This window comes from Paraclostridium bifermentans (assembly GCF_019916025.1).
Lineage (GTDB): Bacteria > Bacillota > Clostridia > Peptostreptococcales > Peptostreptococcaceae > Paraclostridium > Paraclostridium bifermentans.
This window is the reverse complement of record NZ_CP079738.1, coordinates 26,277-52,911: the sequence shown is the minus strand read 5'-3', so window position 1 is coordinate 52,911 and position 26,635 is coordinate 26,277. Positions and strand designations below refer to the sequence as shown.

General features: G+C 25.8%; 28 protein-coding genes and 1 other annotated feature. Of the genes, 16 read left to right on the top strand and 12 right to left on the bottom strand.

The genetic code is table 11. From position 1 onward, the window contains the following. Positions 1 to 216: 216 nt before the first annotated feature. The gene (locus KXZ80_RS16360) at positions 217 to 420 is read right to left on the bottom strand and encodes a hypothetical protein (RefSeq protein ID WP_021431968.1); all 204 of its coding nucleotides are present in this window, start codon (positions 418 to 420) and stop codon (positions 217 to 219) included. A 50-nt stretch (positions 421 to 470) separates the two neighbouring features. Further along, positions 471 to 866 (bottom strand): hypothetical protein, encoded by a 396-nt coding sequence (locus tag KXZ80_RS16355; protein ID WP_021431967.1) that lies wholly within the window; start codon positions 864 to 866, stop codon positions 471 to 473. Positions 867 to 1,054: 188 nt separating this feature from the next. Here KXZ80_RS16355 and KXZ80_RS16350 point away from each other — a divergent pair, with 188 nt between their 5' ends. Both KXZ80_RS16350 and KXZ80_RS16345 read left to right on the top strand, forming a co-directional pair. Beyond that, positions 1,055 to 1,327, top strand: a complete 273-nt coding sequence (locus tag KXZ80_RS16350; protein ID WP_021431966.1) for a hypothetical protein — start codon at positions 1,055 to 1,057, stop codon at positions 1,325 to 1,327. 11 nt (positions 1,328 to 1,338) lie between these two features. Beyond that, positions 1,339 to 1,476, top strand: a complete 138-nt coding sequence (locus tag KXZ80_RS16345; RefSeq protein WP_156344331.1) for a hypothetical protein — start codon at positions 1,339 to 1,341, stop codon at positions 1,474 to 1,476. Positions 1,477 to 1,540: 64 nt separating this feature from the next. Here the strand turns inward: KXZ80_RS16345 and KXZ80_RS16340 are convergent, their stop codons facing one another. Further along, positions 1,541 to 2,383 (bottom strand): GNAT family N-acetyltransferase, encoded by an 843-nt coding sequence (locus tag KXZ80_RS16340; RefSeq protein ID WP_021431964.1) that lies wholly within the window; start codon positions 2,381 to 2,383, stop codon positions 1,541 to 1,543. A 906-nt stretch (positions 2,384 to 3,289) separates the two neighbouring features. Between KXZ80_RS16340 and KXZ80_RS16335 the strand changes: the two genes are divergently transcribed. The 3 genes from KXZ80_RS16335 to KXZ80_RS16325 all read left to right on the top strand — a co-directional run bounded on the left by KXZ80_RS16335 (position 3,290) and on the right by KXZ80_RS16325 (position 7,464). After that, positions 3,290 to 4,390, top strand: coding sequence for a replication initiation protein (locus KXZ80_RS16335; RefSeq protein WP_021431963.1), 1,101 nt, complete (start codon positions 3,290 to 3,292; stop codon positions 4,388 to 4,390). A 421-nt stretch (positions 4,391 to 4,811) separates the two neighbouring features. Continuing rightward, positions 4,812 to 5,984: an MFS transporter gene (locus tag KXZ80_RS16330; protein ID WP_021431962.1), complete on the top strand. Its 1,173-nt coding sequence runs from the start codon at positions 4,812 to 4,814 to the stop codon at positions 5,982 to 5,984. Positions 5,985 to 6,393: 409 nt separating this feature from the next. Further along, positions 6,394 to 7,464: a hypothetical protein gene (locus tag KXZ80_RS16325; RefSeq protein WP_021431961.1), complete on the top strand. Its 1,071-nt coding sequence runs from the start codon at positions 6,394 to 6,396 to the stop codon at positions 7,462 to 7,464. A gap of 199 nt (positions 7,465 to 7,663) precedes the next feature. Here KXZ80_RS16325 and KXZ80_RS16320 read toward each other — a convergent pair whose 3' ends face one another. After that, complete coding sequence (locus KXZ80_RS16320) at positions 7,664 to 8,578, bottom strand: permease prefix domain 1-containing protein (protein ID WP_021431960.1); 915 nt, start codon at positions 8,576 to 8,578, stop codon at positions 7,664 to 7,666. Position 8,579: 1 nt separating this feature from the next. Then, positions 8,580 to 8,903 carry a PadR family transcriptional regulator gene (locus KXZ80_RS16315; protein ID WP_038284908.1) on the bottom strand — a complete coding sequence of 108 codons (324 nt, stop codon included), beginning with the start codon at positions 8,901 to 8,903 and terminating at the stop codon, positions 8,580 to 8,582. A gap of 269 nt (positions 8,904 to 9,172) precedes the next feature. Here KXZ80_RS16315 and KXZ80_RS16310 point away from each other — a divergent pair, with 269 nt between their 5' ends. The 5 genes from KXZ80_RS16310 (at position 9,173) to KXZ80_RS16290 (ending at position 13,438) form a co-directional block, all read left to right on the top strand. After that, the gene (locus tag KXZ80_RS16310; RefSeq protein ID WP_021431958.1) at positions 9,173 to 9,604 is read left to right on the top strand and encodes a MarR family winged helix-turn-helix transcriptional regulator; all 432 of its coding nucleotides are present in this window, start codon (positions 9,173 to 9,175) and stop codon (positions 9,602 to 9,604) included. 14 nt (positions 9,605 to 9,618) lie between these two features. Next, positions 9,619 to 10,443 carry a DUF6544 family protein gene (locus KXZ80_RS16305; RefSeq protein WP_021431957.1) on the top strand — a complete coding sequence of 275 codons (825 nt, stop codon included), beginning with the start codon at positions 9,619 to 9,621 and terminating at the stop codon, positions 10,441 to 10,443. Between the two features lie 157 nt (positions 10,444 to 10,600). Further along, complete coding sequence (locus tag KXZ80_RS16300) at positions 10,601 to 11,884, top strand: B12-binding domain-containing radical SAM protein (RefSeq protein ID WP_021431956.1); 1,284 nt, start codon at positions 10,601 to 10,603, stop codon at positions 11,882 to 11,884. A 31-nt stretch (positions 11,885 to 11,915) separates the two neighbouring features. Beyond that, positions 11,916 to 12,581, top strand: a complete 666-nt coding sequence (locus KXZ80_RS16295; protein WP_021431955.1) for a DUF3885 domain-containing protein — start codon at positions 11,916 to 11,918, stop codon at positions 12,579 to 12,581. 116 nt (positions 12,582 to 12,697) lie between these two features. Continuing rightward, positions 12,698 to 13,438: a hypothetical protein gene (locus tag KXZ80_RS16290; RefSeq protein WP_021431954.1), complete on the top strand. Its 741-nt coding sequence runs from the start codon at positions 12,698 to 12,700 to the stop codon at positions 13,436 to 13,438. A 76-nt stretch (positions 13,439 to 13,514) separates the two neighbouring features. Here the strand turns inward: KXZ80_RS16290 and KXZ80_RS16285 are convergent, their stop codons facing one another. From KXZ80_RS16285 to KXZ80_RS16275, 3 genes are all read right to left on the bottom strand, one after another. Continuing rightward, positions 13,515 to 14,051: a DUF2812 domain-containing protein gene (locus tag KXZ80_RS16285; protein ID WP_021431953.1), complete on the bottom strand. Its 537-nt coding sequence runs from the start codon at positions 14,049 to 14,051 to the stop codon at positions 13,515 to 13,517. Between the two features lie 18 nt (positions 14,052 to 14,069). Next, positions 14,070 to 14,381 carry a PadR family transcriptional regulator gene (locus tag KXZ80_RS16280; RefSeq protein ID WP_021431952.1) on the bottom strand — a complete coding sequence of 104 codons (312 nt, stop codon included), beginning with the start codon at positions 14,379 to 14,381 and terminating at the stop codon, positions 14,070 to 14,072. Positions 14,382 to 14,772: 391 nt separating this feature from the next. Next, positions 14,773 to 15,360 carry a cupin domain-containing protein gene (locus KXZ80_RS16275; RefSeq protein WP_021431951.1) on the bottom strand — a complete coding sequence of 196 codons (588 nt, stop codon included), beginning with the start codon at positions 15,358 to 15,360 and terminating at the stop codon, positions 14,773 to 14,775. A gap of 301 nt (positions 15,361 to 15,661) precedes the next feature. Between KXZ80_RS16275 and KXZ80_RS16270 the strand changes: the two genes are divergently transcribed. The 3 genes from KXZ80_RS16270 to KXZ80_RS16260 all read left to right on the top strand — a co-directional run bounded on the left by KXZ80_RS16270 (position 15,662) and on the right by KXZ80_RS16260 (position 20,717). Next, the gene (locus KXZ80_RS16270) at positions 15,662 to 16,153 is read left to right on the top strand and encodes an RNA polymerase sigma factor SigX (RefSeq protein ID WP_021431950.1); all 492 of its coding nucleotides are present in this window, start codon (positions 15,662 to 15,664) and stop codon (positions 16,151 to 16,153) included. Positions 16,154 to 16,157: 4 nt separating this feature from the next. Beyond that, on the top strand, positions 16,158 to 17,087 hold the full coding sequence (locus KXZ80_RS16265) for a zf-HC2 domain-containing protein (protein WP_021431949.1): 930 nt from the start codon (positions 16,158 to 16,160) through the stop codon (positions 17,085 to 17,087). Between the two features lie 369 nt (positions 17,088 to 17,456). Continuing rightward, positions 17,457 to 20,717 carry a ligand-binding sensor domain-containing protein gene (locus KXZ80_RS16260; RefSeq protein WP_021431948.1) on the top strand — a complete coding sequence of 1,087 codons (3,261 nt, stop codon included), beginning with the start codon at positions 17,457 to 17,459 and terminating at the stop codon, positions 20,715 to 20,717. Between the two features lie 89 nt (positions 20,718 to 20,806). Here KXZ80_RS16260 and KXZ80_RS16255 read toward each other — a convergent pair whose 3' ends face one another. From KXZ80_RS16255 to KXZ80_RS16245, 3 genes are all read right to left on the bottom strand, one after another. Beyond that, on the bottom strand, positions 20,807 to 21,502 hold the full coding sequence (locus KXZ80_RS16255) for a CPBP family glutamic-type intramembrane protease (protein ID WP_021431947.1): 696 nt from the start codon (positions 21,500 to 21,502) through the stop codon (positions 20,807 to 20,809). Positions 21,503 to 21,702: 200 nt separating this feature from the next. After that, a complete protein-coding gene (locus tag KXZ80_RS16250) occupies positions 21,703 to 22,158 on the bottom strand; it encodes a DMT family transporter (RefSeq protein ID WP_021431946.1) in 456 nt (151 codons plus the stop codon). 17 nt (positions 22,159 to 22,175) lie between these two features. Next, positions 22,176 to 22,595: a DMT family transporter gene (locus tag KXZ80_RS16245; protein ID WP_021431945.1), complete on the bottom strand. Its 420-nt coding sequence runs from the start codon at positions 22,593 to 22,595 to the stop codon at positions 22,176 to 22,178. A gap of 122 nt (positions 22,596 to 22,717) precedes the next feature. Between KXZ80_RS16245 and yeiL the strand changes: the two genes are divergently transcribed. Together yeiL and aspS are read left to right on the top strand one after the other, a co-directional pair. Next, on the top strand, positions 22,718 to 23,425 hold the full coding sequence (gene yeiL / locus KXZ80_RS16240; RefSeq protein WP_021431944.1) for a transcriptional regulator YeiL: 708 nt from the start codon (positions 22,718 to 22,720) through the stop codon (positions 23,423 to 23,425). Between the two features lie 85 nt (positions 23,426 to 23,510). Beyond that, positions 23,511 to 23,736 (top strand) — a binding site (T-box leader). A gap of 175 nt (positions 23,737 to 23,911) precedes the next feature. Then, on the top strand, positions 23,912 to 25,201 hold the full coding sequence (aspS, locus tag KXZ80_RS16235; protein ID WP_021431943.1) for an aspartate--tRNA(Asn) ligase: 1,290 nt from the start codon (positions 23,912 to 23,914) through the stop codon (positions 25,199 to 25,201). Between the two features lie 94 nt (positions 25,202 to 25,295). On the opposite strand, the gene KXZ80_RS16230 is transcribed toward aspS, so the two are convergent. Then, positions 25,296 to 26,111: a CPBP family intramembrane glutamic endopeptidase gene (locus KXZ80_RS16230; RefSeq protein ID WP_021431942.1), complete on the bottom strand. Its 816-nt coding sequence runs from the start codon at positions 26,109 to 26,111 to the stop codon at positions 25,296 to 25,298. 232 nt (positions 26,112 to 26,343) lie between these two features. Between KXZ80_RS16230 and KXZ80_RS16225 the strand changes: the two genes are divergently transcribed. Next, positions 26,344 to 26,619 carry a VanZ family protein gene (locus KXZ80_RS16225; RefSeq protein WP_082435271.1) on the top strand — a complete coding sequence of 92 codons (276 nt, stop codon included), beginning with the start codon at positions 26,344 to 26,346 and terminating at the stop codon, positions 26,617 to 26,619. Positions 26,620 to 26,635 lie beyond the last annotated feature (16 nt).

The following is a 26,635-nucleotide window of genomic DNA, read 5'->3' as shown; positions in this document are numbered from 1 at the left end:
TATACACTTGATCACTTCCTTCTTGATATAAGTATATTCTAATTTTTTCAAAAAGTCACCCATACTATTCAATATTTTAATTTATTTTTTAATAAATTCAATGTTTTAGATTGAATTTATTAAATATATTAATTTAAATATTAATTCATTCTAATCTTTTATTTATAAAATTAACCCCTCTAAAATCCACTTTTCTAAATTTTAAGAGGGGTTAAACTAACTAAATTTTTCAATAAGCTCATTATACGATTTTTTCCACTCTACTCTTAAATATAAGTTAAATACAACACTTATACCTGCTAGTGCCATATATAAATAATTTCTTTTAATAAATAAAACAATAAAAGCAGTTAAAGATACTAAAATTGCAATATTTAACAATAAAAAAAGTCTTTTAATTGATTTAGTTATTTTTTTCAAATAATCACTCCCTCTATAAAATAATAATTAATATATTCTTAGAATTCTAGTTAATCAAATAATCCCTTTTGATTAGGATCTTTAGTAAGTTTTGATTTTATATAGTCTCTAAGTTTAAAAAACTTAAAGATTATAGGTAAGGCTATAAATAAAATAATAAGTATTGATGAAATCTCTTTATATTTAAATTCTATGAATTCAAAAAATAAATTACTTATAACGAATGTAATTGTAAGAGATATAATCAAACAAACCAACATAATTAGCATTAAAACAATATTGTTTTTATATCTAAAAAGATTGTCCCATCTTTGTTCATTCATATTAAAAACTACCTTTATAATAAGAAATATTCCCATTATAATAGATAGCAATATCAAAGTAAAAACTAAGCTCAGTATCGAATAAGAAATTAAAAATATAATTAGATTGATAATTAAACTCATAAATCATCCCCCTTTCATAGAACAATCTTACCTATTGTTGTTTTGAAAATCAATACTAGTAAAAAACATTCTTGATTTTCAAATTTTATTACTGTTCGTCGTATTTTGTAGATTTAAGTATTCTTATTTTTGTTGTTATTCCAATATTTATACTGGTAATATATCTAGTAAAGAAGGGGGGGAGTTTAGTGAAAAATTATTCTTATAAGTATCATATACTTTTATCAGTTATTTCTTCTTGCGTAATCGGAATTATATCATTTTTTATAATTGGACCATCTCAAATGAATACATCAAAAGGCGTTATTCAATCAATTGATGATCCTAGTTTAATTCATACTCAAATTTCTTATGGCTATGATTCAATATTTAAAATAGTTATCATTAGTTTAATAATTTTATTGGTTTTATATAAACCTATAAAGTCACTTCTTAACAAGCGACTTACAAAAGTAAATTAGGAGGGTTTATTATGGATTTAGCTATGAATGGAATGATTGTTTTTAATTTATTTAATATGCTTATATCGTTCATTATAAAAATTATTGCAATATACACAATGTACTTAGCTATAAAAGCTTTTAAAATATACATAAGTAAGAACTCTTAAAGCCTTTATTTAACAAGTCCTTATGAATTTAAACAAATGAAAGCCTGTATATTAAAAATATATATTATACAGGCTTTTTTGTATTTAAATCTAAGTAATAATATTCTCCTTTGACATTTATCCTAAATCCAGCATTTTTATAAATATTAATGGCTTTACTATTCCAATTTGCAACTCTTAAGTAAACATCCTTAGACCCTTGTGAAATATAATGGTTTATTCCAAAATTTAAAAGTTTCTTCCCATAACCTTTATTTTGATAATCCTTATTTACAATAAGATCATCAATTTCATTATTTAGAAGTGTGACAGATCCTATAATTTTATCTTTGTCTAATAACATGAATATATAATCTTGATTTTTTATTAATTCATATCTACTTGGATGTACTCTATGAGGTTGTATATTTAATGATTTTCTCATATCATAAAAACAATTTTCATATAACTCTTTATATTCATTGTAGTAGGTGTCTTTGTATCTAATTGGATTTAAACTTGAATCCTTCTTATCTCCTTTATAATTCATATGACAGTATCCAAACCACCTGTTGAATCCCTTTTTTAAGAAAAAACTACTAGTATCATATTTCTCTATTCTAATCTCAATGTTAACTTTTTCAATTTCTCTAGATTTAATAACATCTACAACGTTTGAGTATAGTTTATTACCTATTCCATTATTTCTATATGATTCTGATACATATAACAGTAAATTTGAATCTTTTTTTGTATTATCAAAAGTTAAAATATAAAAACCTAAAATAGAATTTTCTTTTTCATATACTTTACAATAGCTATTAGAGTTAATCATATTTTCTATTTCAATCTCGTTTATATTAGAAACTTCGTTTTTTAAAAGTTCAATTATTTTTATATTATCTAGTTTTTTTAAATTCCTTATCATTTGGATATCCCCCTTGAGTTAATACTAATTAATATATTACAATATATTTTATAAAATCATAATCAGTAGATAAAAATTTTTATATATAGCCGTATATTTAGAATTAGAGCTTTTAAAAACTGTATTGATAGGTAATTACTCTAAATAATCTAAAAATCTCTTTAAAATCTACCTCATTAGCTTTTAGGGGTATCTTCTATCTTAATATAAACTATAAATATACAATATTCTTAAATTTTATATGTTTAATCTATATACATTTCATTTAATCTACAAATTCATATATATTAAACTATTTTTAGTAAAAATATAATCTTTATATATTACCAATTTTCTAAGAGTTTTTATTTTTAATGTTAAGACTAGATCAGATTAGAACAAAAAATGACCTTTACTAGTCTTTACTTAGTATTTAAATAGTATTTATAGTATTTAATAGTATTTAGGCCTACCTGAAGATATTGGAATTACTAATAAAATTAAACCTAAATACGACACATGGGAACCCTAAGTGCGACAGGAGGGAACTCTAAGTACGACACATGGGAACCTTAAGTGCGACAGGAGGGAACTCTAAGTACGACACATGGGAACCTTAAGTGCGACAGGAGGGAACTTTAAATACGACACATGGGAACCTTAAATGCGACAGGATAGAAATTTAAATAGTATACTTTAAAAATTTAAATGCGACAGGAGGGAACTCTAAGTACGACACATGGGAACCTTAAATGTAGCAGGAGAAAAAGTTAATCAACTAATTGAAAATAGTCATGTTAGTATTTAATTTAGTTTAAATACGACATATGGGAAATATTAAAACGCATATTTTAAAAAATTGACGTAATTTATTTTTTGTATTAAATTATAAGAGGAATGATATGAATTATTGGGTGGAGGATAATGATGAATATAAATGAAAAAAATATAGTTATGAAAAACAACATAATTATAAAAGCTAAGTATAACATCTCTACGTTAGAGAATAGAATATTTTTAATGCTTTTATATAAATTACAGAGAAACAATGATGATGTAATTAAATGTGAAATATCTCATGAAGAATTTAAAACTATAATAAAGAAAAAACAGACTAGCTCTGTTGACTCAATTTCTAACTTGTTGGTTAATTTAAGAAAACAAAGTATTTATTTTAGAGATGAAGAGGGCTGGGGGGAATATGGATTTATAAATGGTTTTAAATATATAAAATCTAGAAAAACTTTTAAAATAGAAGCATCTAAAGAAATTCATAATTACATAAGAAACTATTTAGATACAGGATACACACCTATAAACTTAGCTATATTTTTTGGACTAATTAACCCAAATGCTCAAAGATTTTATGATTTATTAAGATTATGGAGTGGGACAAAATCAATTATAAATTATAAGGTGGACGAGCTTAAAGAACTTTTAATGATTGAAGGAAAGTATGATCGATATAATGACTTTAAAAGAAGAATTATAGTTCCAGCTATAAAAGAGCTTAACAATACAGGGTGCTTTGAAATAGATTTTAAAGAAAATAAAGTAGGCAGAAGAGTAGAGTCTATTGATTTTATAGTTAAAGATTTGGATAAAAGAAAGTATTTTGCTAAAGATATGATAAATGATGATAATCAAGAGCAAATTTTATTAGATGAATGTTCTGCTGATGTGGAAGTTTTAGATATGAAAGATCTAAAAGATATAGAAAAGAATACTAATAATGATGATTCAAAGATAGTTGTAAGTAATACATATATCCCTGATGAAAGTTTATTTACAAAGGGAACTTTAAGAAGGGTTAAAATGGATTTTAAAGAGATTAACTTTAAAAATGAATATATGGAAAAGGCATTTGAGGATGCAGTTATGATAACTTTAGATAAAGATGATGTTGAAAAAATAAAAGCTGGATCTTATAAGTTTTTTAAAGGTACATTGGAAAATAAAATTACTGAATACAAGGTAGAAGAAGAAGGAGATATGATTCATCAGCAAGAAATGGATTTATTCTGGTAAAATTTAAAAACTAAGAAATTTTAATTACGACATATGGGAACTTTTGAAATTTAAATTATAAATTATATAGTTTTAAAAGTTTGAAATTATGAGATGTAAAAGACTACAAATTTTTAATTTATTTAGCATTAATTAAAAATTGTGTATTTTAAAAAACACGTTGAGATTTAGTAATATAGCTAAAGAAAAGGAAAAATAAGTTAAATGTATAAAACAACATAAAAATAACTGTATTAAAACTCAGTTTTGATACAGTTATTTTTATGTTGTTTTATAGCGTAATATCTTAGATTAAAATGAACAATTTAATCTTGTAATTCTGATATAATAAATTGTATAAATAAAAAACGGAGGGATGTAAAATGCATCTGCAAGATTAAGCCCCTATTAGTTAAAATTTATATAACTAGGGGGCAATTCAATGAAACAAAATCTAAAATTAATGTATTTAATATCATTCCTACAAGGACTAGTATTTTATGGTCCTGTAAGTTTAATATATAGAACACAAAGAGGCTTATCAATAAGTGAATTTTTCTTTTTAGAATTTATATTACTATTTATAATAGTGCTGACAGAAATACCATGGGGATATTTTGCAGATAAATATGGATATAAAAAGACACTAACAATATCCTATGTAGTATTCTTTTTAGCAAGATTTAGCTTATTATTTTGCAATACTTTTATAGGATTTTTATTCCAGACAATATTAACTGCTATTGGAGTATCAGGGACCTCTGGATGTGATATAGCATTTCTATACAAATCATGCAATTCAGAAGAAAGTGAGAAGGTTTTTGGTAGGTATAGAGCCTTTAATAGTCTAGCATTTTTTATTTCATCAATAACATCATTCTTTTTCATAAATATATCCATAGAGTCAGCTATAGTTGCAACGGTCGTTGCATGTGGTCTAAGTATTATTACTATTTGTTTTACAAAGGATGTAGAAATAGAGATTTCTAATAATAAGAATGAATCCATAATTAAAGATAGTTTTAAAAATATAAAGAATGTAAAGCTAATGTTTATATTTGTTATATCTACAGCTATAATATCTGAAATATCCTATGGAATAAGTGTAAACTTAGGGCAATTACACTTTGAAAGTATAGGGGTGGATATAAGATTTCTGGGGTATATAACGGCACTTTCAGAACTTCTAGCAATGTTATCTTTTAAAACCCATGTGATTAGCAAAAAATTTGGCCAAGTGAAAACTTTAAAAACAATGGTAAGTATGATGCTTTTATGTGTGTTAGTATTGGTATTTACTAGAAATATATTTATAAGTATTATTGCAGTATGTTCTTTAAGTGGGTTAATATCAATGATTTCACCAATTGTATTAGATATTAAAAATAAATCTATAAGTAAGAATAGAGCTACTATTTTATCAGTTTACTCAATGATAGGAAGTTTATTCTCTGCTTTTATAAACATTGTTATAGGGTTTTGTGCAGATATATATTTGAAATATGCATTTTTAGCGTGTTTTATAATAATGACTATAGGAGTATTAGGAGTTTATTTATATATGAAGAAAGATAGAATCTATAAGAAAAACGTAGAGGATTTAGGAAAAATCTAAAATTGAAAAGATGTAAGGAGGGAACTAGTAGAACTAAATTTTCTACTAGTTTTTTCTTTTTAATAAAAGATTAGATACTATAATAAAGTTAAGTTTAATTTTTAGACATAAAGTACAAATTAAATTAATAATAAAATTCAATTTGAAATACGACACATGGGAACCCTAAATACGACATGAGGGAACTTAAAAAAATTTAATATTAAATAAAGTTAAAAAAGCATTAAATGATATAATTAAGTATAGATATTATAAAGTGAATTCATATACAGGATTAAAAAAGAAGAACCTCTTGAAGTAAATACGTTTCTTCTTTTACACGTAAAATATTTAATTTTATGCCTATTAAATCTAATAACTTTAAAGACTTAATAGATGTATTTTTAGCTATTTAATAAAGGGGTACAGTATGAAAGAAATAGAATTTTTTAAACTTGGATTATATGAAGGTGAGATAGGAAGCGATGCTTTAGCTAGAAAAAAAGAGTTTGGACATATAATGACACAAACAAGAAAAAGAGCTAAAGGAGATAGATGTTTACATTGCAATGAAAAGAAGTCTAGTTTTTGTAATTCACACTCAGTACCAGCATTTTGTTTGAGAAACATATCAACTAATGGATATTTGTATTATTCAAATACATTAATAAATATACCGTTATTAGATGAGGAGAAAGGTGTTAAAAATGCAGGAACATTTCAAATAATATGTAAAGAGTGTGACAGTACAATTTTTCAAGAGTATGAAAATCCAGATAACTATGAAAATGAAGCAACGCCTAAAATGTTAGCACAGATAGCTATGAAAAACTTTTTAAGGCATATAGGAAATAGAACCAATGATCATGCATTATATGAAATAATAGGAGAGAAAAATCCTTTTGCATTAGATTTCATTCGAAAGATGCATAGTATTCAGGATGTTGAACTAGATGAATATAAGCGGAATTATGATAAAGCGAAGAGATTAAGTAAATTAAACTGCAATGGAGAATACTATCAATTTTATCATCAGAAATTAGACTATGTTGTACCTTTGGCATTTCAAGGAAGCATAGCTCTTGTAACAGACTTAGATGGGGAAATTGTAAATGATATATATTTTAAAGAACGAAAATATAGCATACAAAACTTACATATCTGTATTTTTCCACTAAAGGATACGAGCATAGTTATGATGTTCATAGATTCAAGTGATGATAGATATGAACGTTTTTGTGGTAAATTTAATGAACTATCTAATGCTGATAAGTTATCATTAATAAATTATATAATTTTCTTATATTCAGAAGATGTATTTTTATCAAAGGAAATACCTGAAAATATATTAAAAGATAAAAAATTAGTTGAGGTTTCTCAGTTAAGCTCAATTGCATTTTTAAATTTCTCAAATTCAATTGACGATGTAAAAAAAATATATGATTTAAGTAAGTATAGAGAAATACCGAATTTATTAAGTGAAAAATATAAGTTAAGATAAAATAAATTATACTTATAATACCTGCACTTAAAATAAGGTATTAACTTGGATTGAACATAATTTTAGAAAATAATAAGTTTGATATTAAAAATAACTATATAAAAACTAAGTTTTTATATAGTTATTTTATTGTTTTAATCAAGTTTAAATATAATAAATTACATATAACTTTTATATAGTTATACATATAAAAGTTTAATTAAAAGCATTGACGTTTGTCTATTCCATTTGATTTAAAGACCTCATCTACTAAGTTTATTTGGGAAGAACTAACCTTTATAAGTTGGCTACGTAATGAATACTTGTATGATGAAGGTTTCTTTTTAAACTTTAATTCAATAGAATAAATAGCTTTATTTTTAGAATGCTCTTTCACCCATCTATATGCTGAAATTTTATCCCAAGGAATAAAAGATTCAAATGTAAGAATACCCTCAGGATATATAATATTGTTTTGAGACTTAGGACTTGCAGTATAAAATACAATAATCATTATTAAGTACATAATTGAAATTGTTATTGTATTCAAATATTCAAAGATTATTTCACTTTTAGATAGTAAATCAAAAATATTAAAATCAGGAATTAAATTTATTGCAAATGAAAATATACATAGCCATTTGATAGGTTTTAACATATTTTCGTACCACGTAGATGTTTTATATGATTGAATGTAAAAAACGGGATTACTTGTATCTAGTTTTTTACTTTTTTTATGAGTTTTAAGAAGTAGTACAATAATTGGGATATTTAAAATAATAAAAACTAGATTCATAAAAATATCTGAAAAGGTATAAATGTTATTTATATAACCATATATATTGACCGATGCAAGTATAGCCATAAATGAAACTGTTAATCCAACTATAAATATTCTTCTATTGTTAGAAATGTTTTCTTTAAAATTGTTACTTAAATAGTAAGGATCTCCCATCTGCTTTAATGCTTTTGAGGTTGCATCTTCGATATTCATACCATCATGTATGTATTCATCAATATAACTATCAATATGATCTCTAAGTTCATCTTGTATATCTTGTGCACGTTCTTCAGTAGAAACAAATCTACATACAGATTGTAAAAAATTATCAACATTATTTTTTTCTTCTTCCATTTTACCCTCCTAGTACAAAATCCATTGTTTTGCTAAATATTTTCCACTCACTTTCTCTTTTCTTTAGTTCCTTAAGACCCTTTGTTGTAATCTTGTAGTATTTTCTACGTCTACCATTTTCTACATGCCAAAAGGATTCTATAAATTTGTTCTTTTCAAGGTCATGTAAAATAGGGTATAAGGTCCCCTCCTTAAATAGAAATACTCCCTGGGACTTATTTTCAATTTCTTTAATCATTCCATACCCATAAAGGGGTTCTTTTTTTAGAGCGTTTAAGATTACTGTAACAGTACTGCCTTTGATAAGTTCTTTATTTATAACCAACACCTCGGATTCCTATGTATTATAAATAAAGAATACTACCATTTAATGGAAAAATCAAGAGGGTATTTAAATTGGAATATGTTGAGTAGTTTTATATGGTCTGTATTCGTTAAATAGCATGTACTATCAAACAATCTTATAGATATAAGTTAAGTATGTATTTACGCAAATGTTAATACATACTTATATGATAAAATAAAAAATTGACAATATATATGATCTAATTTACACTAAAAGGTAACTAGTTACGTATTTGAGGTGATAATAAAATGATGGGAAAAAAAGCATATATATTTGGAGCAATATTTTTTCTTTCTAACAGAATTCAAAATGAAGGAGACAAGGTTTTTAGTGAAATTACAACTAAGCAATGGTTTTTATTAATATCAATAATAAGAAGTGGAGTCAACAGCCCTACTCTTACAGAAGTTTCAAAAATAATTGGTTACAGCAGACAAAATGTAAAAAAACTTTCTGTTAATTTAGAAAAAGCAGGTTTTGTAGAGTTACAAAAAGACGTTAATGATAGCAGGGCTCTAAGAATATCGCTCACAGATAGTTGCTATCAATATTTTAAGAATAGACAAGAGAAAGAAGAATCATTTATAGAAAGATTATATGATGGAATAACAGAAGAAGAATTGGATAGTATGTTGTTAGTTATGAAAAAGCTAGAAAAAAATATAGGAAGTTTTGAGTAGGGAGATAAATTAATATGAAAAAGGGGAGAAAAATAGTGATTAGAGTAATTTTTAGTTTACTTGTATTTATTATTGTTTACTTAATGATTCCATATTCTCCGGTTAAAAAGGAATATAGAAGTATTGTAGGAGAACTTTCTGAGGAAAATAAAATTCCGAAGAGTATAATCGCTGAGGATGATTTAAAAACTCTTCCAGAAGTTATACAGAAATATTTTATTAAAAATGGATACGTAGGAATTGAAAGTGCGAGTATAGTTAAATTTGATTTCAAGGATGTAGAATTTTCTATGGGAGCTAATAAGCCTAATGTAAAAATTGATTATACAGTATATGATTTTGTAAAAGATCCTACGAGAGTAGCATTAATTGATTCAAAAATGTTTGGAATACCATTTCAAGGTATAGATATTTGCAAAGATGGAAAGGCAACAATGAAAGGTATAATTGCAAAGCACATAACACTTTTTAATACTAAATTTGATATTATTGACTCTTCATATTTATCAGAATGTATGATGCATCCAAGTCTTGCTCTTCAAGAAAATATTACGTATAAGCAAATTGATGATTATAGTGTTGAGGCAACAATAAGAAAAAATGGAACAAAAACTACAGGGACTTTTTACTTCAATGAAAATTATGAAATGACTCACTTTGTAGATGAGAAGAGGCTATCTTCAGATACTAATACTTATGAAAAATGGTCAGCTATTACAAGTGATTATAAGGTAATTAATGGAGTAAATAGGCCGACTAAATTTCAAGCTGTTTGGAACTTTAGTGAAGGAGATTTAGTTTACTTTGATAGTAAAAATATGAAAATTAATTATGAGTAATACAAGTGTAAAATATAGATATTATGGGAATATAACGTAGAGTCGCATCACAATAATGTGATGCGGTTTTTATTATGATAAGTATAATGATATAATATGTACAAAATAAATATTACAATAAATGGAAATTAACATAATAGATCATTTGGAGGGGTACATGAGAAAAAGTATTTTAATGATAACTCCTGAAAATAAGGAGATTCATAGATTTAGAAAAAGGCAAATAAATAACTTTATACAAATAACAATGCCGTATTTAGCAGCATTTATTGATGAAAGTAAATATGAAATTACACTAATAGATGAGTACAATCAGAAGATACCTTTTGAAAAAGATTTTGATTTAGTTGTAATTACGGTTAATACTGCAAATGCACCTCATTGTTATAAAATTTCAAAAAAGTTTAGAAACAAAGGGAGTAAGGTTGTTTTTGGAGGGCCTCATCCAACATTATTACCAAGTGAGGCAAAAGAACATTGCGATGTATTGATTATAGGGGAGGCTGAGGAAAGTTGGCCATTATTTTTGGAAGAATTTTATAATGGAAACTACAAAAATGAATATGAAGGTTTAAATACTCCATCGTTAGAAGGAATTCCAATACCAAGAAGAGATTTAATAAAAAGAAGATGGCTTACTAAAGGTGCCGTTTTTGCAACAAGAGGATGTCCATATAGTTGTTCTTATTGTAATCTAAAACAAATATATAAAGATTCATTTAGAAAAAGGCCTATAAATGAAGTAATAGATGATATTAAGAACATAAAAAGTAAGTTTTTTGTTTTTTGGGATGATAATTTCTTTGGAGATATTGAATATGCAAAAGAACTATTAAAAGAGCTTAGTAAGTTAAATAAAAAGTGGGCAGCACAGGTTACACTAGAAAGATGCAATAATGAGGAATTATTGGAGTTATCTAAAAAAGCAGGATGTATTTACTTTTTTGTAGGATTAGAATCTTTTTCAAAAGAAACTTTAAATAGTGTAAATAAAGGATTGAACAACGTAGATAAATATAAAGATTTAATAGACTCTGTTCATAAATATGGAATTTGCATACAAGCAGGAATCATATTTGGATTTGATACTGATACAACTGAAGTATTTAAAACAACTTTAGATATGTGTAATTTTTTAGGTATTGACGGTGTTACAGTTAGTATATTAACACCACTTCCAAAGACTCCATTATATTATCAATTAAAAGAAGAGGATAGATTATTAACGGATGATTGGTCATATTACAATGGAAAGACAAAAGTAGCATTTAAACCTAAGAATATGAGCAAAGATGAGTTGTTTGAAGGATATATGTGGTTTAGAAGAAATTTTTATTCTTTAAAATCAATAGCTATTAGATTAAGAAAATCAAAGGCTAATATTTTATACAACTTAATAGTCAACCTAGGATATAAGATTTCAATAAGAAAAACATCCTAATTAACAAAATTTGCGTAGGAGAATATAAGTTATGAGTGAATTGAAAAAATACATAATCAATAAATATGAAAATTTAAAATTATATAAGCCATTCTGTAAAGTCAACAAAAACGTTTTAGAACTAGATTTAAAAAATAACATTGAAGAATCAATTTTTGAAGACAAAAAAGCCTTAGAAAGAGTATATATAAGAGCATTACATATTTTTAAGGATTTATTTAATGATAATGATAATATATTATTTGTAATAAATAAGTATGATGAATATCAATGGGAGATTATACAAAATGAAGATGGGGAATATGAATGTAAAGATTTATATTGTGAACCTACATATACTCAATCAAATGTAAGAATAAATCAATATATATTCAATAAAACTGTATTAAAAAACCTTAATTGCATAGTTACAGATTTAGGAGAATCAAGTGAAGTAGGGATTCAAAAAGTACACAATTTTTATACTAGTTGCAAGGTTAAAGATATAAGATACAAGAAATTAATAAGGGAGTTAATTGAGGAAGAAGTAGTTAATAGTTTAAAAGGAATGGCTGATTATTATATAGTACACAAAGAAAAAGGATATGTATACCATTTATGTAATGATGAATGGGTAGATTTAGCATTTAAGAACGATGATGATTTTAATTTTTATAAAGAAAAATACAGTAAATATATGCTTAAAATAGAAAATTAGTTTAGTTTGAATATTTAATTCTGAATCATATAATAACCAACGGTAAAAATAATATATAATTGATAAAGAACATAAAAAATGACAGTAATCAATAAAATACAGAGAGCGAGGGGCATATGAAAAAAACACTATATGAATATAAAGAAGTTATAAAAAGACTTCCGATAAAAGATAAATATGGAAAAGATGAATTATTGATAGATGATTTTCTTATAGAAAGAGAAGGTAATATAGAAATATATTATGCTCCACATAATGAGTATTTGAACCCAAAAGCCAAGGTATTTATTATTGGTATAACACCTGGATTTCAGCAAATGAGTACAGCTATTTCAACTGCTAGAAAAGAGTTAGAACTAGGAACAGATATAGAAGAAATACAATATAAATGTAAAGTAGCAGGTAGATTTAGTGGAGGTTTGAGAAAAAATATAATTAGTATGCTAGATTATATCAGACTTAACGATGCCCTAAGCATAAATAGTTGTTCAGCATTGTTTGAGGACAAAGATTATTTGCTACATACTGTATCATTGATACCATATCCCGTATTTGTAAAAAAGCAGAATTACTCAGGGCATACACCTAAATTACTAAAAAGTGAGTTTTTAATGAAATATGTGTATGATAATTTTATTAAAGAACTTAAAAGCATTGAAAATTTTAAAGATATATTAATAATACCTCTAGGAAAAGCTGTTGAAGAAGTACTGAATAAGCTATCAGAAGATGGAATTATCGATAAAAGACAGATTCTTAAAGGATTTCCACATCCATCTGGAGCTAATGTAAATAGAGTAGTTCAGCTAGAAGAAAACAAGGAAGATTTGATAAAGCAAATTAAGGAGTTTTTATAAAAACTCTAAAATGTTATAAAACATTAAGAAACCGTATTACAATAAAGTGATACGGTTTTTATAATAAAAAGTTTACTTACTCATTTATGAGTCTTTTCTTTTTTAATCTATAAATTTTAATAAAGTATTTTATAATTGTAAAAGCTACAGCAGCCATCAATACGGGGTTTGCTATAAGTGGGAATGAGATATTAAATATATAGGGTCCTTGTGATCCTATTGGTGAATTTAAACAATTATTAAAAATGCAAAAACTAAAAAAGCCTATTATTAAAAGTGTAAAAATAAGATTTTTATAATGAGATATTTTTGATGGAATATCTGAAAATATCTCAAACTCTTTTCCATCATTTTCTTTTTCAAAGTAAAACCAACCCCATTGAATAGCTACCGTATTAATATCTAAATTAGATATAAAATTTATATAATCTAAATTTTCATCAGAAGTAAAAGGCTTCCTTTTTTCAACTTGATAAATGTAAGCATCTTTTTCACACGGTTTAAAACTGTATGTGAAAGCACTCTTACCAGTCAATCTATATCCCTGTTTTGCTAAGCTATTAAGCCACTTAGTTTCCTTTTCAATATCAAAGAAGATCTTTGATTTATTCATAACAAATTACACCCCTTTTTACTTAACTATTTGGTTAGCAAGTTCCAAAACATCATTTAATCTTTTTAATTCTTTATTAACAATCTCTTTTCCTAATTCTGTAATTAGATAATTTTTTTTCTTCTTTTCTTCACTAACAAGTTGTATCCATTTTTTATCTACAAGTGTATTTATTGCTCCATACAACGTACCTGCGCCTAAGATTAAACGGCCATTAGTTTTTTCTTCAACAAATTGCATTATTCCATAACCGTGGTTAGGGTTATATAGTGCTAATAAAATATATAGTGTTACCTCTGTTAGAGCTCCACCTTTAATATTATCCTTCAAAGTATCACCTCACTTTATTACGGTTAAAGATATATCAGTAACCGTAATAAAAGTATATCGTTAAACGTAATATATATCAATTGAATTTTAAATACAAATATCGACATTAAATAAAATTTTAATTTATAATTAGGTAAAGATTAAGGTATATACTTGCTTTAAAAGATTATTTAAGTTAAATAAAAATAAAAACAATAAAATAACTATATAAAAACTAAGTTTTTATATAGTTATTTTATTGTTTTTGTACAGTTTTACAATTAAAAAGTTATATTAAAATTTTAACTAACCATATTTAGAATATGTGGTTTTTTACTCCTAATGAAATTACTAAGTAGTCTAAGTTAATATAGTTAGATTTGAATATTAATGTTAGTTAAATTAACTTTAGTTAGTATCTAGAGTTTTGCTCAGCTAATTCTGCATCTGATTTAGTTTGATGTACTGTATCATGTGGATGCTGAGGAGGTGCATATACAGCATATAATTTAAGCGGTTTATTTCCTGTATTAATTATATTGTGCCATTTACCAGCAGGTATCATGATAGCATAATCTTCATAAATCATTTTTTGAAAATCTAATTTATCTTTGCTATCTCCCATTTTAACAAGTCCTTGACCTTCTTCAATACGTATGAACTGATCACCAGTTTCATGAACTTCTAAGCCTATATCATCTCCAACATCTATACTCATTAATGTAACTTGTAAATCAGTTCCTGTCCATAAAGCAGTACGAAAAGTATTATTTTGATCAGTAGCATTTTCAATATTAATTACAAATGGATTAGGACCATAATCCTTCAATTGAGGAAGCGGTCTTTGAAATCCTTGATTATACATTGATGAATTTCCGAAAAAACTATAGGGATTCATATTTTGCATTTGAGGAAAGGCCCAGAAAGGATAGGGGAACATATTAAACATTTGCATATTAGGGAAATAAGGCCATGGATATTGATTTTGGGTATTATACATATATATCACTCCTTTTATAGATTTAATAACAATATATGAGTAGTATTTATATAAGGTGCTTTTACACAAATTAAGTAGTATTAGTTTAATTTAAAAATTGATACAATAATTGTTTAAATAGATTACAGATGCTAAATATATAAAAGAAAATAATTAAAATTAAATAAAGTGTCATAAAAAATATGAAAGTGGTTTCTATATATATGTAACACCCAAAAGGTTAGTAGCAAGATTTTTCTATAGAAAATAGATTGAAAATATTGATATATATCAGCAACATTAGGAGGTGATTATTGTAATTATGACATTTGAAGAAATTTTCAAGACACACTATACATATGTAGTTAAATACGTTATGAAGATTATTAAAAATCAAGAAGTTTCAGAGTCTATCGCTCAAGATGTATTTATACAGCTATATAAAACAAACTGGAAAGAAATTGAGAATATTAAAGCTTGGCTTATTAAAACAGCTATATACAGCTCATATAATCACATTAGATCAGAAAAAAGGCATGAATTAAGGATAGAAAAAGCAAGTTTAAATTTAGAACCGATAGATATACAAACATTAGATGATAAATACATTAAGAAAGAAGAAATAGAAGATGTGCGAAGTACAATGAATGATTTGCGAGAGCAAGATAAGAAAATTTTAATTTTAAGATACTCAGGATTTAAATATAAAGAAATAGCTGAAATATTAGGTGTGGAAAAGTCTTCTATTGGAACTATGCTTGTACGGGCTCAAAAGAAATTTAAAAAAATCTACACAGAAAGAAAAGGGAGGTAAACATATGAAATGTTATGAAAGTGGGGAATTACAGGCTTATATAGATGGAGAACTGCCTTTAGATATGATGGAACAAGTTTCAAAGCATTTAGATAGATGTGAAGTTTGCCAACATAAATTTAATGAATTAGTAGAACTTAATGATTATAGAACTAGCTTAGAAAATCATGGAAACTTACAAAATAAAATAGATGTTGAAGTAGCGTGGGATACATTTAATTCAAAATTAGAGAGAAAAAGCAAATTAAACATAATAAAAGGAAGATTCAATAATATGAATAAAATGAAAAAATTTGGTACAGCAGCAGCTGCATCACTATTGATAGTTGTCGGTGGATCTGGAGTTGCAATGGCTGCATACAACTTATTTTCACAGCAAGTACTAGAAGACAATGTTGTAAATCAAGGATTAGTACGTGAAGATGGATCTATAGTAGATTCTACAAAGGATGGAAAATTTAAACCATTAGATGTCAAAATTAAAGATAAAGACATTATTGTGCATTTAACGGGGTTATACGTTTCTGAAAGCCGAATATCTGTAAATTATAAGATAGAAACTGAGAACGGAAATTTAGTTCCTATTGAGTATGATACAGAAGGTCTAGATTTAAAGTCTGATGGTGTAGAGAATGAGAAACAAGTAGATGTTCCGGAGGTGAATTTAGGGAAAGAGGTTTATGAAGGCAAAAAAGTTGATAAAGTATCACAAGTTCAATTTTTACAGTCTAAAGACGGTTTACCTTTTGAGTTAATGAAGGATAATAAGCCTATTGACATTGGAATAAGACAAGTTGGATCTGCCAATGAAGGTACTATTACATTTGCTGGATTTGATCCTATAAACTATCCAGTTACTTTAAATATAAATATAAGTAAAATTGGTAAAATATCAGGGTCTTGGAGTGAAAAAGTAGAAATTAAGTCAGAATAAAACTAATAAATGAATCAGCTTTTAATGTAATTAAAAAACTATAAGAAGTATTACTATCTAAAAAATAGAAAATATGGAAAAAGAACTAGTATGAATCTAATAATATGCTAGTTCTTTTTTTCGAAATATGATGATTTTTCACTTAATATTTATGTAAAGATAATGTAAAATTAGCACTCTAAAGTGAAATTTATCTCTTGAATTAGAATTTTTTTGATTTTTTTATATATTCATAAAATAAATTTTTAAATTTATTTTGAAAATCTTAGGAATATTTAATATAATATTTTTAGAAAAATAAATATTATATACTATATAAATTTTGAATATTAAAATTGCTACATTTTTAAAATTTGGGGGCGCAAAAGCATGAGATTTAAATTATTAGTAATTATATTACTAGGATTAATTCTAAGTATTTTATTACCTGCAAAAATATCAGCAGAAGTATTAAATGTAGGGAATTTTGAACATTTTTCTATTGATCAGGGTCTTTCAAATGAACAAGTAACATCAATTTATCAAGACAGTAAAGGATATATGTGGATAGGAACAACAGATGGGTTAAATAGATTTGATGGAGAACGTTTGAAAATATACAATTGTAATACTAATAGTAAAGATAGATTAAGTTCAAGTTATATAAATATTATAGAAGAAGATAAAAATGGTAATATATGGATAGGAACAGATGGCGGTTTAGATTTTTTAGAGAGAGAAACTGGAAAAATCATAAGAATGAAAGATTTGGAAAATGATGAATTTAATTTAGGAGAATTAAAGATAACTGCTTTGCTAAGTGATAATAACATTATGTGGGTAGGAACTGATCGGGGGCTATTTAAAGTAGACATTAAAAATCTAAAAATACAAGTTTTAGATTATGACAAAACTAATCAGAATTCATTAACAAACTCATATATAAAATGCTTAGAAGATGACGATAAAAATAATTTGTGGATAGGAACCACCTCTGGAATTAATATAATAGATAAAAAAAATCTAAATGTAGAATACAGTGAAAATGAAATAAAAGGTAATAAGCTTTTTATTTATGATATAGAGTTTGATAAACTCGGAAATGTGTGGATTTCAACAAAAGATGGTATCTTTATTTACAATTTAAAAGAAGACAAGCGTCAATCAGCATGGTTTATTGATACTAAAGGAGTAAAAGAATTTAATTTAAAAGAAAATAAAGTTAAAAAAGTTTATGATGGAGAAGGAATTTATGAGAACATAAATAACAATGGATCTATCTTAAGTGATAGTAAAGGTAATATGTGGATATCGAGTAGCAATGGTATAATAAAATATTTAATTGATAATGAAACTGTTGAATTATTTAAAAAAGATGTCAGAAAAAGCAATTCTCTTAATAGTAATTCTATAACATGTTTTTATGAAGATTTTAACGGAACAATATGGGTAGGTACAGATAAAGGTGTAAACATATTAAATAAAGGGACTCAATTTTATACTAATTATGAATATGAAAACAATAAAGGATTTTTATATGATAAAAACATAGTGTCTGTGTTAATTCATGACAAATATTTTTGGGTGGCTACTAAGTATGATGGCATATATATCTATGATATAGAAAAAGGAAGTTTTATAAAAAATATAGATTTATCTAGCAATAATGAAATATTGGGATCACAGTATATAAAATATTTATTTGAAATAACGAGTGACGAAATTGTTGCGGTAACAAATAAAGGTATAGTGTCATTTGATACAAATGATTTTTCATATGAAAACCACTTGATTGAAGGCGGATATTCTTCAGAGGTAAGTTATATTCATAGTGATGGAAATTTAATTTGGATAGCTACTACAACTGATTTTATTTCTCTTAATATAAATACAAGAGAAAAAAATTATTTCAATGATAATTTAACAAAATTTAAAATTAATCCTGGAGGAATAAGATATATACTACCAGACTATAAGGATAACAATATTTTATGGCTAGGTGGAATTGGAATGGGATTAGTTAAATACGATAAACAAAAAGGGGTTTTAGAAAAATATACAAGCGAAATTAATGATCAAAACTCCTTAATAAGTAATGATATAAACTGTATGAACTTTGATTCTTCAGGAAACTTATGGATTGGAACTAATGTAGGATTAAGTAAATTTAATGAAAAAACAAAAAAATTTAAGGCATATACTACATCCGAAGGACTTACTAATAATTTTATAAATTCAATTGTAACTGATAATAATAGTGATATTTGGATAAGTACTAACAAGGGATTAAATAAACTTGATATAGAAGAAAATAAGGTAACAAACTTTACAAAAATGGATGGAATAATTGGATATCAGTTTAATTTAAATTCAAACCTAAAAACAAAAGAAGGAAACATTATATTTGGTAGTACTGATGGATTTGTATATTTTAATCCTAATGATATACAAACTCCTAAGTCAAATAAAAATAAAGTTGTAATAGGGGATATATTTATAGGTAAAAATAAGATTGATTATGATGGTAACGAAATATTATTGAATTATAATGATAAAAATTTATCTATAGACTACTTTTTACCAAGCTATGAGAATTTAAATAATATAACTTATGAATATATGATTGAAGGTATAGATAAAGATTGGATATATGTAGACCATAAGAGTGGTTTAGATATAAAGTCAATAGATCCAGGAAGGTATACTTTAAAATTAAGGGCTAGAGATGGACATGGAAGTTTAACAGAAGAAACTAGTATGAATATAAGAGTTAAAAATCCAATTTGGAAAACTCCGGTAGCCTATTTAATGTACATACTTATATTCGGAGCAATAGTATTTTATATATTTAATTATGTTAAAATATTACATAATTTAGTAAATCAAAAAACTATGAGTTTAAATAAACAGTTAGAAGAAAATAAAAAATTAAGTGAAGATATAATACAAACAGAAAAATTTAAAAATAACTATTTTGTAAATTTATCACATGAGCTGAGAACTCCGATAAATGTTATATCATCAACAGTTCAACTTATAAATAACTTTAATGAAAATTTAACATATGAAAAGTCTCAAAAATACATGAATATCATAAGTAAAAGCTGTGATAATTTATTAAAGATAATAAATGATATTATAGATAGTTCTAAAATAGAAACAGGACAGTATAAAATTTATAAAAAAAATAATGATATTGTATATATTGTTGAAGAAGCAGCACTTAATATGAGTAAGTTTATTGAAGGAAAGGGTTTGACTTTGATAATTGACCCTGAAATAGAAGAAAAGACTATTTTATGTGATGAGACAGAAATAGAAAGATGTATAATAAATTTATTAGCAAATGCAACAAAGTTTACTCCTGAAGGTGGAGAAATAAGAGTATATATAAAAGAAGTTGCGAAAAATATTGAGATTACCATAGAAGATACAGGAATAGGAATTTCAAAGGAAGACCAGGAATTTATATTTAAAAGGTTCTCTCAAGTAGAAGGAAATGGAGCAACTAAAGCAAGTAGTAGCGGAATAGGTCTTACTCTTGTTAAATATATTGCAGATCTTCACGGAGGTTATGTTAAGCTTGAAAGTGAAATTAATAAAGGAAGTAAGTTTACAATAGGACTTCCAGATATTATAGAAGAAAATTAGTCTTAAGTTAAAATACGGACTTTAAAATATAAAAAGAACCCTATGCACTTATCTGTATAGGGTTTTTTATATTTTAATTTAATGTTTACTTACATAAATAACAATAATGCGGAAAGAGCGCCTATACCAAAAGTTGTATAGTCAAATATAACATGTACAATCCATGGAACAATAATACTATTTGATCTTAATGCAGCTAAATTAAAAAATATCCTAATTAATCCTTGAATGAAAATAATATGAATAAGTGTGTGCAACATATCTCCACTAAAATAAGTAGAATAATGAAGTAAGCCAAAAAATATTGAACTTAATACAACTCCAGTTATTTGAGATAATAATAAATTTTTAGTTATTTTAAATAGAAGATTTGCAACAACTAAAAGAACAAAAATACTTATTACTTCTTCAAATAGCAAAACAAATGGTAAAGATATAAATGTTTCCATAAGCTTTTCAGTTCCAGGGTTTGATTTTAAATCAAAATAAAAAATAAACTTTAATACATACCCAGATACAAAGCTAATAGAAAGTGAAACAAGGTACCATACACATATATTTTTAAACGGTTTTATAGGTCTTGAAAATATATCTATTAGGCCATCTTTTCCAAAAGCAATAAATAAGCTAATAACTGATAGTGCAGGTACTGATAAAATCTTTAATATATACATTCCTGTATTATCTGGGACAATTAAGTCAATTTTAAATATGATTAACAGTAAAGCCATTGATAAAAGCAATGGGAAAAATTTAAGATTATATTTCGTTATAACTTGATTCATAATTACACCTCTTCTTCTAAATTTATTTAATCTAATGATTTTATATTTTAAGTAGGGTTAAATTTAGATGTAGTGATATTTTCTTATTTTAAGTGTTTAATCTTTCTTAAACCTTTCTATATTATTTCCTATTTATTATTTTTTAGATTTTAATTTTAAAAATTATTATATTCAGTATTTAATTTAAAAAAGCCGTATCTTTACTCAGATACGACTTTAACTTCTTCAACTCTATCAATATATAGATTGTAAGCAAGACCTACAATAACTAATATACCTCCAACAACTTGCCAAATAGATATTTTTCCAGACAATATGAAATCTAAAATTATACCAGTAAATAATTGCCCCACAAATAATAATAAAGTTAAATAAAATGATGAAACCTTTGATGATAAAAATACCTGTAAAGATACTATTGCCACACCAACAAGTCCGCCGGTATAAGCAAACCAATTAGCCTCATAAGACGTAGATGCAAATAATTTAGAAGTTTCTCCGCTTATAAATAATATTAATATTGATCCAGCAAGACCAAATATGTAGTTAAATAGTGTGCTTTGATAAACTCCTAATTTTTTAGATAGAGCAAAATTAACAGATCTTGAAATTACATTTGCAATTCCAGATAGTATAGCTATTAGTATATAAAACATAAATAATACCCCTCTTCCTACAATGTCATAATAAAAATACCTAATATTATTATTCCGAACCCTATTGTTTTTTTCTTTTCAAATTTATTAACTTCCAAACCAAAGTATCCAAAGTGATCTATAACAATAGATGTAACTAATTGACCTAATAAAGCTAATGAAACAGTCAGTGATACTCCAAGATTTGTAAAACTAATATTAGTAAATAGTACAGTTAATATACCTATAAGCCCTCCTGAGAACATGTAAAAAGGTATTCCCTTAAGGTTTTTTATCTTAGACTTAGTTACCACAAGTAATATTATAATCCCAATAAGACCTACAAAGTGTATGATGACGCTAGAAATATAGTTTCCAGTTGCATTCCCAAGATCCCCATTTAAAACAACCATTATAGATAAAACTACACCTGTTAAAATTGAAATTAAATAATTCATATATTTTACCTCCATACTAGATTAATAAATAATATAACATAGAAAGAAATTATTAATAATGACATATGTCATATATAGAGATATAATTTTTTATGTACATTTATGAAAGGGGGGGATTTTTTATGAAAAAAATAGATGACAAATTTATTATAAAAACATTTTATAATAAATTGAAAATAGATGAATTATTTGAAAAAGATATGAGCGATGACATGAAACTTCTTAGATTTGAAAAAAACGAGTATTTATGTAGAGAAGGTGAGGATCTAGAATACTTTCTTTTTTTAGTTGAGGGAAAGGCTAAAGTATTTAAAACACTACCAAATGGAAAATCATCTCTTCTTAGTTTTTATAATTCACTTGGAGTTATAGGAGACTTGGAATTTATAAATGAAGAAGTAGCTTCAGGGACATTGCAAGCATTAAGTACATGTAATTGTTTAGCAATACCAATGGATATAGCTAGAGTCAAGCTTATAAATGACTGTAAGTTTTTGAGGTTTTCTTGCTTACGCTTAGCAGGAAAGTTAGCTGATATAAGTACGAGTAGTTCTATAAACTTAATGTATCCATTAGAAAATAGATTAGCAAGCTATATAAATGAGTTAATAATACAACCTAATTCTGAAATAGAATATGTAGATTTTGATGAAAGCCTAGCAGGAGTAGCAGAAAATTTAGGAAGTAGTTATAGACATTTATTAAGAACTTTAAATTCATTTATTGAAAAGAAAATTCTAGATAAAGATAAAATAGGATATAAAGTTATAGATAAAAATAAGCTAGCAGATTTAGCTGGAGATTTATATAAGGATGTATATTTTGAGTAGGGGTATGTATAAATTAATATACATTTTACAAAAATAATGATTGACATTTTAAAATAAAAGGCATACTATAATGTAAAATAATATTAAAAATTCAGTGAAGGGAAGAGTAAATATTTACTAAGTATCCAAAGCGAGTGGAGGTCGGTGAAAGCTCCATGAGAAAAGAAATATTGAAAGACATCCCAGAGAAACTTATCTGAAATAAAGTAGGATGAGTCGGGTTACACCGTTATATGTAATAAGAGATGACTTAGAGTTATTTAACTTTAGTCAAGTAGAATGGCACCGTGAACATAGCTTTCACTTCTATTATAGAAGTGAAAGCTTTTTTTATTATTATAGAATAGGGCCCATTCTATGGAACTATTTTGCTTGATAAAGTTATAATATAAGTCAAAAAGGGTGGTACCGCGAACTTTCGCCCCTTGGGATTAATATCTCAAGGGGCTTTTTTAATGCTTTTAAATTATAAGGAGGATTAATAAAATGAAAAGAATTTTGATAAATAAATTGAATAATTATATAGAAAATGAAGTTGAAATTGAAGGATGGGTACACCGTATAAGAGATTTAAAATCAATAACATTTGTAATATTAAGAGATAGAACTGGATTAGTTCAATGTGTTATTGATAATAAATTAGTTAATCTAGAAGATATAAAATTAGAATCAGTTTTATCTATAAAAGGTATAGTAAAAGAGAGTAACAATAAACTAAATAACTTTGAAATTGAAGTTATAAACTTTGAGGTAATTAGTAAATGTAAAGATGAGTTGCCAATTGAAATAAATAAAGAAGATTTAAATATAAATCTAGTTACCATGCTAAATAACAGGGTTTTAAGTTTAAGACATGAAAAAATTAATGCTATTTTTAAAGTACAAAATACAATCGTTAAAGGGTTTAGAGAATACTTGATTAGTAAAGGTTTTACTGAAATATTTACACCAAAGCTTGTTTCAGAAGGAGCAGAAGGAGGAACCGAAGTATTTGAAGTTAAGTACTTTGAAAATAAAGCATATCTAGCTCAAAGTCCACAGTTTTATAAACAAATGATGGTTGCGGCTGGATTTGAAAGAGTATTTGAAATTGGGCATGTTTATAGAGCTGAGCAACATGATACAAACAGACATTTAAATGAATATGTAAGTATGGACTTAGAATTTGGATTTATTGAAAATGAAGAAGATATTATGAATTTAGAAGAAGAGTTATTGAAGTTTATAATAAATAAGCTAGAAAAAGAAACTCAAAAATATCTAAATTTACTAAATGTAGAACTTCCCAATATAAATGAATGTATTCCAAGAATAAAATTTAGTAAGGCTATAGAGATTTTAAAGGAAGAATACAATAAAACGAATTTAGAAAATGATTTAGACCCAGAGGCAGAAAAATTACTATGCGAGTATGCTAAAGAAAAATTAGGAAGTGATTTTATATTTGTAACTCACTATCCAAGGGTTAAGAGACCAATGTATACTATGCCATGTGGAGAAAATGAAACACACAGCTTTGACTTACTATTTAGAGGAATTGAGATCACTACGGGAGGTCAAAGAATTCATGATTATGATATGTTAATAAATAATATCAAGTATAAAGATTTAAATCCTGAAAACTATTTAAGTTATACTGAGATATTTAAATATGGGGTTCCTAAACATGGTGGATTAGCAATAGGGTTAGAAAGAATCGTTAGTAAAATATTAGGACTTGAAAATGTAAGAGAAGCAACTCTTATAACAAGAGATAGACATAGACTTATCCCATAAATTAAGTTTATAAAGGCGTTATCTATAAATAAGATAACGCCTTTCTTTAAATACTTTATATTAAATGCGACAAGAGGGAACTCTTTTATATTGTTTATTTTGATACTAGATATCTCTTATTTTTAATAATAAATTTAATAAAGATTACTAGACCTATTAGAGTAACTAATCCACCAGATATTAAATAAAATGCAATCTCAAAATTAGTAATATTAGTTACCTTTATATTTAATGTACCAGTAAAATAACTTATAGCTGTAAAAATACCTGCGAATAAATTATTTAGTGAATGTACTGAGATGGGTACCACTAAATTATTATATTTTTTATATAGTACACAGCAAGCAATACCAAAAGCAATAGCTCCTAATATACCTAAAGTTTCGTGACCAATACCAAATATTAAAGAAGATACAATTGATGAAAAAATAAAACTAAATCTCATGTTGAGTCTTTTAAAAAGAACTCTTCTAAAAACTATTTCTTCTAAAATTGGAGTTAATATTATCAATACAATAAGAAGAAGTATCAAGTCCATAAAAGTAGTTGGATTTCCCCAAGAATCATTTAGAAGTTCTAAAGCTTTGTTTTGATTAGAAATTGCTAAAATTCCAATACTTAAATTAGCTAGACCAAAAGATAAAAATATCTGAGTACATACCACTTTTAATATTTCTTTTGTATTAGAGACTTTTTTGAAGTTATAAAATCGTTCTTTTACTAAGTTTGAATTTACCTTTCCTGATATTAATGTCATGACTAGAATTGATAAAAACATAATAAAAGCAAATTGTATACTGCTTAATGCCATACCAAAACTTGATAACGAATATAATATTTCTCCCAAAGAGACTAAAAAGGTTGTTCCAAACCATATTAGAGCCATCTTCCAAATCTTAATTTCTTTCATTACTTCCCCCTTAAAACTTTTACTATTTGATAATACTTAATTCCAAAAACTTGATATATTTAATTATACTATTATTTAGTATGTAAGTTAGATTTTAAAAATAACTAATGAAACTTTATATAAATGCGACATGAGGGAACTTTTTAAATCTGAAACATTATCTTTTTCAATAAGTTTTTGGTAAAATATAACATCGAGGGAGGTTTAAAATGAAAAATATAATTAATAATTTATTTATTGCGGGGTTTGTATTTTATGTTTTATTTACATCATAATTGGGACAAGTTTAGCATTTGAATGTGTTCAGTATATACTAGGGTTAGGGGCTACGGATACAACTGATATAATTACAAATACTGTTGGAGGACTTATTGGAATAGGTATTTATACAGTAATTGAAAAAGTATTTACAAATAAAGTTAAAGTTAAAAACTTGGTAACGATTTGTAGCACAGTTGTTATGGTTTTTGTTGGAGTTATACTAACTGGAATAGTAATGTATAACTAAAATTTTTATATGAAAA